At 66.8% G+C, this 8,967-nt stretch carries 8 protein-coding genes and 1 CRISPR repeat array; all 8 genes read left to right on the top strand.

Annotated elements, in window-relative coordinates:
- Positions 1-61 precede the first annotated feature (61 nt).
- Genes ACWD0F_RS38720 through ACWD0F_RS38755 form a run of 8 tightly spaced genes read left to right on the top strand, consistent with a single transcriptional unit; the run spans position 62 to position 7,019 of the window.
- The gene (locus tag ACWD0F_RS38720; RefSeq protein WP_449885444.1) at positions 62-1,369 is read left to right on the top strand and encodes a CpaF family protein; all 1,308 of its coding nucleotides are present in this window, start codon (positions 62-64) and stop codon (positions 1,367-1,369) included.
- Positions 1,366-2,232 (top strand): type II secretion system F family protein, encoded by an 867-nt coding sequence (locus ACWD0F_RS38725; protein ID WP_449885447.1) that lies wholly within the window; start codon positions 1,366-1,368, stop codon positions 2,230-2,232. Before ACWD0F_RS38720 ends, ACWD0F_RS38725 begins: the two co-directional genes overlap by 4 nt.
- Positions 2,229-3,068, top strand: a complete 840-nt coding sequence (locus ACWD0F_RS38730; RefSeq protein ID WP_449885450.1) for a hypothetical protein — start codon at positions 2,229-2,231, stop codon at positions 3,066-3,068. Before ACWD0F_RS38725 ends, ACWD0F_RS38730 begins: the two co-directional genes overlap by 4 nt.
- 12 nt (positions 3,069-3,080) lie before the next feature.
- Positions 3,081-3,293 (top strand): hypothetical protein, encoded by a 213-nt coding sequence (locus ACWD0F_RS38735; RefSeq protein ID WP_449885452.1) that lies wholly within the window; start codon positions 3,081-3,083, stop codon positions 3,291-3,293.
- Positions 3,294-3,304: 11 nt separating this feature from the next.
- A complete protein-coding gene (locus ACWD0F_RS38740; protein ID WP_449885454.1) occupies positions 3,305-3,700 on the top strand; it encodes a TadE family protein in 396 nt (131 codons plus the stop codon).
- Positions 3,697-4,116, top strand: a complete 420-nt coding sequence (locus ACWD0F_RS38745; protein WP_449885456.1) for a TadE/TadG family type IV pilus assembly protein — start codon at positions 3,697-3,699, stop codon at positions 4,114-4,116. The genes ACWD0F_RS38740 and ACWD0F_RS38745 overlap by 4 nt, the downstream gene beginning before the upstream one ends.
- 3 nt (positions 4,117-4,119) lie before the next feature.
- A complete protein-coding gene (locus ACWD0F_RS38750; RefSeq protein ID WP_449885458.1) occupies positions 4,120-4,542 on the top strand; it encodes a pilus assembly protein TadG-related protein in 423 nt (140 codons plus the stop codon).
- Positions 4,539-7,019 carry a hypothetical protein gene (locus ACWD0F_RS38755; protein WP_449885461.1) on the top strand — a complete coding sequence of 827 codons (2,481 nt, stop codon included), beginning with the start codon at positions 4,539-4,541 and terminating at the stop codon, positions 7,017-7,019. The genes ACWD0F_RS38750 and ACWD0F_RS38755 overlap by 4 nt, the downstream gene beginning before the upstream one ends.
- A 796-nt stretch (positions 7,020-7,815) precedes the next feature.
- Positions 7,816-8,942: a CRISPR direct-repeat array (repeat unit 28 nt; unit sequence GGAACACCCCCGCACGCGCGGGGCCGAC).
- Positions 8,943-8,967 lie beyond the last annotated feature (25 nt).

The raw sequence follows: 8,967 nt of genomic DNA on the forward strand, positions 1-8,967 counted from the left end.
CAACTCGTGGCCGCCTCGGACCTCGGGCGAACCGATCATCACTCCACGGACACCGGTCTTCATGGAGAACGACCAGACGTTGCGTGACGCGGTCTTCGCTGTCACGAGATCGGTCGCGGACGACCTCAAGGACACCGGAGACCGTGACCAAGCGCGCCAGGTTATCCAGGCGCGTGTACAGCGCTGGGCACAGGACCGGGTTGCCGCCGGTACGCCGGTCAGCTTCGCCATGCAGCGTCAGCTCGTCGAGGCCGTGATCGACGAGCGCTTCGAGCTGGGTGTGCTCACTCCGTACCTGAAGGATCCGCGGGTGGAAAGTATCGACCTGAACGGATGCGACCAGGTGTGGGTGACTTACAACGACGGCACCTGCGCACCCGGGCCCGCGGTCGCGAGCAGTGACGACGACCTGGTCAAGATGATCCAGATGTGGGCTCTGCACAAGAGCTACAACCCGCGCGAGTTCTCCGCCGCCAGCCCGCTGCTGAACACCGCGCTGCGGCCGGGTGACGGAGACGACGGCGTGGGCGTACGGCTCAGCGCCACCATGGCCGTCACCCGCCGCCCGTGCGCGAGCATCCGCTGCCATCGCCTCGTCGACGTGACGCTCGACGACCTGCTCAAGCTCGGCACCATCAACCGCAGCCTGTACGGCTTCTTGCGCGCCGCCGTCCTGGCCCGGCTGAACATCGTCATCACCGGTGGCACCGCGGCCGGTAAGACGACCATGTTGCGCGCGCTGGCGTCGGTGATCGACCCGGCCGAGCGGCTGGCCACGCTGGAGTCCGACTACGAGCTCTTCCTCGACCGGCTCACTCACCGCCACCAGAACGTGATCGCCTTCCAGGTACGCCAGGCGAACTCCGAGGGGGCCGGCGCGGTCGAGCTCAATGACCTGATCCCGCACGCGCTGCGCAAGAACATCAAGCGGATCATCGTGGGGGAGGTGCGCGCCGATGAGATCGTGCCGATGTTCGAGGCGATGAACACCGGCCATCCCGGCTCCATGTGCACCATCCACGCCGACGGCACCGAGGAGATCTTCAACCGGATCGTCATGCTGTGGACCCGCGGCGTCGGCACTCAGACCCCACCGGCCGTCATCCACCTCAACACCGGAGAGACCATCGACCTGGTTGTCCACCTGCGGCTGGACCCTGCGACCAACACTCGCTTCGTCTCTGAGGTCCTCGAAGTGCTGCCCCCGGCCGACAGTGAGTTGCCCAGCCGTAACCACCTCTACCGGCCCACCGGACCCAAAGGTCGCGCCGTTCCGGATATCACCCCGCAGTGTCTGCCTCGGCTCAAGGCAACAGGCTTCGACCCAGCCCTGCTCGACCCGCTCGCCGCACGCTGGGAAAGGCGATGAACACCATCGCCCTGGTGGGCGGGCTCAGTGTCGCCATGGTTCTGGGCGGCGCTCTGAGCATCATCGCGACCATGCGAGTGTCCGATGGCGAGCAACCCGTCCGCCCTCCCTCGCGCTGGGCCGGGCTGGGCAAGGTCCTCCTGGCGCACTACCAACTGATCGCGCTGGCCCTGGCCGCATCGGTCGCCGTGTACATGTTCACCGACTGGCCGGTTGCGGCGACGGCGACCGGGGCGGTGGTGTTCGCGCTGCCCAAGATGATGACGGGCCGTGCTGCCACCGAACGCATCCGAAAGCTTGAGGCTCTGGAGCTGTGGACTCGCCGGCTGGCGGATCTGCTCGCCGCTGGACGTGCGCTGGAACAGGCGCTGGAGCACAGCGCGGCCCGCAACGTCCCAGCACCCATCGCCGCACCGGTCACAGGTCTGGCCCGGCGTCTCCGCGTCACCCGGATGCCGACCGAGGATGCGCTACGGCTGTTCGCCGACGAACTGGATGACCCCATTGGCGACCGCATCGCGGCCGCGCTCATCCTGGTCGCCCGCCGTCGCGGCAAAGGCGCCAGCGCCGTACTCCAGCAGCTCGCCGAGCTGGTGGCGAGGGACGTCTCCGATCGCCGCGAAGTGGAAGCAGCCCGTGCCGAGCACCGTGCCACCGTGCGCTGGATCATCGCCATCCTCGCTCTGTTCAGTGTTCTCGCGATGTTCCAGAAGTCGTACGTCGCGCCCTTCGGGACTCCGCTTGGCCAGGTCGTCCTAGCCATCGTGGTGCTGTTCTACACCGCCACGCTGGTGTGGCTGCACCGGCTCGGCACCGCTGCCTCGGGCCACCGTTTCCTCACCGACGTCGGGAGGAAGCGATGAACCTGCCCGCCGTGGTATCTGGGGCGCTGATCGCCCTTGGTCTGCTGATGGTGGCGCACGAGCTGATGCCCGGACCACCTCGGCTGGATTCCGCGCTCGCCCGCCTGAGTGGGCTGCCTGCCACGGCACGGGGGGACTGGCTCAGGCTGAGGTTGCTCAGGATGCCGATCCCGCGCGACGACCTCGCGTTGCTGGGCATCAGTGTTGAGCGCTTCACCATTCAGCGCGTCAGTTTCTTGCTGTTCGGATTGTTGTTCCCGGTGCCGCTCAGCTTGCTCTGCGCGCTCGCCGGAGTTCCGTTGCCCTGGGCCGTTCCCGCTGGGGTCGCCGTTGTGCTCGCTGTGCTGTTCGCGTTGATTCCCGACATCAGCGTCCGCCGCCAGGCCAGTGAACGGCGCCAGGAGTTCCGCGCCGCACTGGCGACCTACCTTGACATGGTCGCTCTGGAGCGTGCTGCGGGAGCCGGTCCGCCTCAGGCACTGCAGGCACCTGTGGACATCTGCGCCGGCTGGGTGTTCGGCCAGATCGCCCAAGTGCTCCAGCAGGCCAAGCGAGCCGGCGAGCAGCCATGGCGTGGCCTTGGCGAGCTCGGCGAGCGGGTCGGCATCTCTCAATTGACGGAGCTGGCCGATATCGCCGAAGATGCCGGATCCGAAGGCACCCGGGTGCTGTCCACACTGCTGGCCAAGGCGCAGTCCATGCGTACCGCCGCGCTGGCCGACGCTCGTGCCCAGGCCAACAGCCGTACCAGCGAAATGCCGATCGCCATCGGCGTGTCGATTTTCGGCTTCCTGGTGCTCGTCTGCTTTCCCGCCATCTACCGACTTATGAGTTGAAAGGGAGCCATCATGTCCAAGCGCCTGCGCCCGGAGGCTGCCTACTGGAGAGCCGTGACCGCGCTGCTTCTGGACCGCCTCGAACGCGCCCGTCGAGACTCAGAAAAGGGCGCTATGTCCGCCGAAGCGATGATCATCATCGCAGCGCTGGTGCTGGCCGCGGTCACTGTCATGGGGATCGTCACGGCCAAGATCATCAGCAAGGCCAACTCGATCGACTTCTAGGCAGGCGCCCGGTGCTCACCTCTCGTGCCGACCGCGGCAGCGTCACCGCCGAGGCGGTGATCGTCCTGCCCGTTGTCATGTTGACCATCCTGGCTTGTATGCAGCTATGCCTGCTGTTCTTCGCCGAGTCGGTCGCGCTCGCCGCGGCCCAGCAGGGCGTTCGTGCCGCACGCGCGTTCGGTGCCGCGCACACCTCCGGCGCGGGCGTGGCCAAGCGGTACGCCGAGCAGACGGCCGGCGGCTTCTTGACGTCAATCAGCGCGGCCAGCAACGGCGACGCTTCCACGATCCGCGTCACGGTGCGCGGCCGATCCCTCACACTGGTGCCGTTCCTGCCGTCGATAGAGGTCTCCCAGCAGGCCGCCGGACCTGTCGAGCGCTTCACGACACCTGGGCGGGCAACATGACGGAGCAGGGCAGCGTCACGGTCGAAGCCATCCTTGCCATCACGGCCATCATGCTCATCCTCCTGCTCGGAGTCGCCGCTGGCCGGATCACTGTGGCCGGCGCAGCCGTCGAAGCCGCCGCCCGGGATGCCGCCCGGCAGGCGTCTATCGCCCGTACGGCCGCCTCAGCGAGGACGATCGCGCAAGCGAGTGCCCGTGAGTCCTTGGTCAGCCGAGACACCCACTGCTCAGCGGTGGTGGTGAAGGTGGACACCAAGGGCTTCAGCCGTCCCGTCGGCACTCCAGCCGATGTGTCAGCAACGGTCTCCTGCACCGTGCCTCTAGCGGACCTTGCCTTCCCTGGGCTCCCAGGGAGTGTCGAGCGGCACGCCACCTCCATGAGCCCGCTGGATCCGTACCGCGGAAGAGGGGCGTGAGGCATGCAGATCCCGGATCCCGAGCGAGGCTCGATCACACCGTACGCACTCATTTTCATCACGGTGCTCATGCTGTTCATCGGGCTGGTCGTCGACGTCGGCAACAAGCTGCGAGCCGGCTGGGAAGCGGTCGGGATCGCCGAGGAGGCCGCCCGAGCCGGCGCGGGACAAATCGACCGTGCCGCCGCCTACCGTGGCGACGAGCTGATCGTCGACCGTGGCGCCGCCCTGCGCGCCGCCCAAGCCCACCTGTCCAACAGCGGCCACCAGGGAAACGTCGCCATCTCAGGCCCGACGACAGTCCGCGTCACCGTCACCGTGACCAAAGCCACCTGGCTGCTCTCCCTGGTGGGACTGTCGTCGGTCTCGATGACGGCTAACGCCGACGCTGACCTTGTAGCTGGTGTGGAAGGGCCGAACCGATGACGATGCTCCGCCTCGTGCGCGCGATGGCCGCGTCAATTCTCCTGCTCGCCATGGTGGTCGGCTTCCCGATCCTGTTCTACAAGATCGCAGGGTTCCCGTTCTCCGATCACCTGCCCAGCCTGCAACAGCTCGCCGACACGCTGAGAGTCCCTGATGACGGCACCTTGTTCGTCAAGGCCTTGGAACTCGTCGCCTGGGGTGCCTGGGCCACGTTCTCCTTCACCGTGGTCTGCGAGGTCATCGCCAAGGTCCGTGGTCGACGTCTCGCTCCTCGACTTCCTGGCCTACGCGGCATGCAACGCATCGCCGCGTACCTGGTCGCCTCGGCCACGCTGGCCGTTCTCGCCCCAGGTGTAAGCAACGCCGTGACGCCGCCACCGGTCGTCGCCATGGCTCCCATGCATCCTCTCGGGCAACCTGCCATTGCGGATGTGGATGTGCTGCCTGAAGAGCGGATCTATCAAGTGAGGCAGGGCGATTCCCTCTGGCGCATCGCTGCCACGGAACTCGGGAGCCCTCGCCGATGGCCGAAGATCTGGAAGCTCAACGCCCGATCTCGGCAGCCGGACGGACATACCTTTACGGAGCCTGGTCTGATTCACGTCGGCTGGAAACTCCGCCTACCTCTTAAGTACTCGAAACCCTCCCACACCCCGTCGACGACCGAGCGGCCTCTCGCACCAGAAACTAGCCAGGCGCCGGTGCCGTCGACGAGCCCTCGGCCTCAGCCATCGAACGCGCAGCATCCAACGAAGCGAGAAGCCACCGAGGCGATCAGATTGTCGTCGGGATCGCTGGTTGCCCTGGCCTACGCGGCCGGCATCAGTACCGCCTATATCGCTGGCCGGCTTCACCGACGCCGCCGACGCCTACCACCAGCAGCCTCAGAAGCCGTAACCATCACTCCTGAGCCGCAGCTTGCCGAACCCGTCCGGGAACTCCATCGCGTTCACCGCCAAGCCTTCGCCGAACGGGATGAGCCGATGCCCTCCGATGGCGAACTGATGCAGCAGGACTACTCCATCGACGTGCCCGAACAGATCCAACTGGGACAGAGCTCTGACAACTCCCCGCTGTGGATGACTCTCGAAGGTCCTGGAATAGGCTTCACCGGCCCCGGGGCATATGACGTCGTTCGATACCTAACTGTCGAGATGCTGCGTCAGTCGAGTAACTACCGTATCCAAGTCATCGTCTCTGCCTCTCTGGCGGAACCGCTCTTCGGTCTCCCTGCTGATGACCTCCATCGGGTTGGGGAAGGACTTTTTGGGCTGGTTTTGACTACCTCACATGAAGATGCCCTGCTTCGGTTCGAAGAGGTGTGCTTCATGCGGCGGCGGATGATACTTGAACGCGGCAATCTGGACATCGGGGAACTCCGACGTAGCGATCCAGGCGAAGGGCTGCCCGCGGTCGTTCTCATTGCCGAACTCGACGACAAGATCCACGAACATGTCAGGGTGCCTATCACCTCTGCGCTGGGTGCAGGCGTCGGCGCCGTCATCTCGGGATCCTGGCCATGGGGGATTACCTGCGAAATCGGCAGCACACATTTGGTGGAGACGGCCGAAGGGCGTGGTGCTGATTCATTGGCGGGCGGGCAGCTGTTTCACATCACGGTGGAGGAGGCGGAGGCTCATCTGCGGCAGCTTGCCTCGGTCCAGCCGGATGTCGACGAAGAGCCGGCGCCCCCGTCGAGCGATGTGCATTCCGGTTGGCCCGGCCCCACTCTTGTCCGCCTGACAATCATCGGCCATCCCACTGTTCACGTTCGTGACAGGGCGGAGTCCCTGCCGCTGAGCTGGCTACAACTGAACATGCTTACCTATCTCGCCCTCCACCCCAATGGAGTTACTCGCGATCAACTCGCCACAGCGCTCTGGCCGGACGATCTCGGCAAGGACATTCACAACGCCCTGCGTCATCTCCGAGGCGCACTAGTCACTGCAACCAAGCACCAGAGCGTCGAGGCGAAGCGAGCCCCATTCATCAGCGCATCCACCACGAAAGACTCAGCCACCTATCGCATCGATCCTAATCTGATCAGTGTGGATCTATGGGATTACGAGGCGGCGCTGGAGGAGCTGAGAATCGCCGTTGAGCGAGAAGATCGTTTGGCTGCCCTATCGAAGGCTGCTCGGTTGTGCACAGGAGAGTTGGCTGAAGGACTGACAGCAGAGTGGATCGAGGACCAACGGTACCCGCTGATCCGGTCTCAAGCGGATGTCCTTGCCCAGTTGGCGGAACTACTCGCGGACGAAGACATCGAACAAGCGCTGTCCGCGTTGGAGCGTGCACGCAGGCTTGACCCCGATACCGAGGAAACGTATTTCCAGATCATTCGCCTGCAACTGCGACTCGACAGGCGCGATGAGGCCTCTCGCACTGCGCAGCTTCTACGGCAGCACCAAAGTGGCCTTGGCTTGTCTACTGATTATCAGACGGAAAAGCGCCTGGGTGAGATTTTTTACAATTGATCCATCAGGGAACCGATTGGCAAATGACGGTTTTTCGAGTTCGGAGGTTGATATGGGCGCTGGGTTGGCCTCCAGTGAGGCCCCGATCCGAGTGGCTGGCTCGGAACACACTCTCGCATGCGTGGGGCCGACGACCCGCGCAACCAGGTGGCGGACCTGCAGGAGGGACCACCCCCGCAGATGCGGAGCCGACAGCGGCGCGCGACGACGGCACGGGGGACACCCCCGCAGGCGCAGGGCCGACCAACATCTGCGCGACCTCTGCCAGGGTCAGCAGGGAACATCCCCGCGCGCGCGGGGCCGACTCGGCGAGGCGGTAGAGGCGCTCGCGCCCCCGCGGAACATCCCCGCAGGCGCGGGGCCGACATCTGGGGTAGACGAACCTGGACAAGGCGGACGGGAACACCCTCGCAGGCGCGGGGCCGACGCGTAGCCAGGCGCGGAGCATGCGTTCGTCGAGGGAACACCCCCGCACGCGCGGGGCCGACCGTCATGCTGGGGTGCCGCGCATGATGACGACCGGAACACCCCCGCACGCGCGGGGCCGACGCAAGGAAGGCGCCGAAGTCGGCGCCAACGTCGGGTTCGATCGGGGTGCCGAGCGCGTACGCGGAACACCCCCGCATGCGCGGGGGCCGACGGATCTATCCGGGATTCCGGAACGGTATCGGTAGGAACACCCCCGCACGCGCGCGGCCGACCGTGCGATGGGCGGACCGGAAATCCGGGAGTGCGGAACACCCCCGCACTCCGCGGGGCCGACACCAACAGTCCGACTTTTCTCCGCGCTCCCAGGGGAACACCCCCGCACGCGCGGGGCCGACTCAGCCTTGTTCACGATCGCATTGACAGTGAGCGGAACACCCCCGCACGCGCGGGGCCGACGCCCACTTCACGAGTTCGGCCGGAAGGTAAGTCGGAACATTCCCGCACGCGCGGGGCCGACAGCAGGGCCAAGGTGAGGACGGCCGGCACGATGCGGAATACCCCCGCACGCGCGGGGCCGACAACGACCCCGCGCGTGGGCGCGCTCGTCTTCTAGGAACACCCCCGCACGCGCGGGGCCGACGTGCAAGTACGCAGCGTCACGAAGGGGGATGGCGGAACACCCCCGCACGCGCGGGGCCGACCGCCCAACGCATCGCATCCTCGGACAGCACGTCGGAGCACCCCCGCACGCGCGGGGCCGACACCGTCACGCCCAACACCTGGCACCGGCCGTCCGGAACACCCCCGCACGCGCGGGGCCGACGGCTCCACGAAGGTGCCGACCTACAAGGTCGGTGGAACACCCCCGCACGCGCGGGGCCGACGCGGGGATGGCGATCGTCTCGCCCCTGCTCTCCGGAACACTCCCGCACGCGCGGGGCCGACGAAATGTTGGCGATCGTCAGGCAGAACGTCACCGGAACACCCCCGCACGCGCGGGGCCGACGGGCGTCCGTACCAGCGCGCCAGACGCCAGATGGGAACACCCCCGCACGCGCGGGGCCGACGGCGCCTATGGCGCTGATCAGCGGAGACACCGCGGAACACCCCCGCACGCGCGGGGCCGACTCGCACAGGGCTCGGACCATGTTCGCCCTGGACGGAACACCCCCGCACGCTTGGGGCCGACCCGACCTGTCAGTCACGATCGACTCGTCCGGACGGAACACCCCCGCACGCGCGGGGCCGACGCGGGCCAGGTCGGTGTAGTAGCGGGCCCGGCGGGAACACCCCCGCACGCGCGGGGCCGACTGGTGGCCTCGGTTCCGGAGCGTGCCACCGCTGGGAACACCCCCGCACGCGCGGGGCCGACGCGTCCTCGCGCCTGCTCACCGCGGGCCCAAGGGGAACACCCCCGCACGCGCGGGGCCGACGGTGCCCACGCTGCCCATGGCGCGCATCTGCTCGGAACACCCCCGCACGCGCGGGGCCGACCGGGTGAGCCCGCCCAGATCGGAAG

The organism is Nonomuraea sp. NPDC002799 (assembly GCF_053592075.1).

Excerpts from the sequence above, each read along its gene's own strand:
- ACWD0F_RS38720 (WP_449885444.1), top strand. The coding sequence starts at position 62 with ATGGAGAACGACCAGACGTTGCGTGACGCGGTCTTCGCTGTCACGAGA.
- ACWD0F_RS38725 (WP_449885447.1), top strand. The coding sequence starts at position 1,366 with ATGAACACCATCGCCCTGGTGGGCGGGCTCAGTGTCGCCATGGTTCTG.
- ACWD0F_RS38730 (WP_449885450.1), top strand. The coding sequence starts at position 2,229 with ATGAACCTGCCCGCCGTGGTATCTGGGGCGCTGATCGCCCTTGGTCTG.
- ACWD0F_RS38735 (WP_449885452.1), top strand. The coding sequence starts at position 3,081 with ATGTCCAAGCGCCTGCGCCCGGAGGCTGCCTACTGGAGAGCCGTGACC.
- ACWD0F_RS38745 (WP_449885456.1), top strand. The coding sequence starts at position 3,697 with ATGACGGAGCAGGGCAGCGTCACGGTCGAAGCCATCCTTGCCATCACG.
- ACWD0F_RS38750 (WP_449885458.1), top strand. The coding sequence starts at position 4,120 with ATGCAGATCCCGGATCCCGAGCGAGGCTCGATCACACCGTACGCACTC.
- ACWD0F_RS38755 (WP_449885461.1), top strand. The coding sequence starts at position 4,539 with ATGACGATGCTCCGCCTCGTGCGCGCGATGGCCGCGTCAATTCTCCTG.